This is a genomic window from Roseibium sp. AWQ4_290 (assembly GCF_056160985.1).
On the sequence record NZ_JBSWYG010000080.1, the window covers coordinates 1 to 307 of the forward strand.

The following is a 307-nucleotide window of genomic DNA, read 5'->3' on the forward strand; positions in this document are numbered from 1 at the left end:
GCATGTATTGGTTTCCAAATATGCGGACCACCTTCCGCTCTATCGCCAGTCTCAGATCTTTGGCCGGGAAGGCATCGATCTGGACCGCTCGACCCTTGCTGATTGGGTGGGACGCTCCACTGCCTTGCTTGAGCCCCTGGCGGATGCCATCGGACGCATGGTCCGGCAAGGGGAAGCGCTCTTTGCCGATGACACGCCGGTCAAGCTTCAGGCGCCGGGAACGAAGAAAACCAAAACCGCCCGGATCTGGGCCTATGTGCGGGATGAACGCCCTTGGGCCGGGTCTTCTGCACCGCTGGCGTGGTAC

General features: G+C 61.2%; 1 protein-coding gene. It reads left to right on the plus strand.

Annotation, left to right across the window (positions count from 1 at the left end; genetic code table 11):
* A partial coding sequence (locus tag ACXAH0_RS25215) for an IS66 family transposase (protein ID WP_475196059.1) occupies positions 1-307 on the plus strand: 307 nt, incomplete at both ends.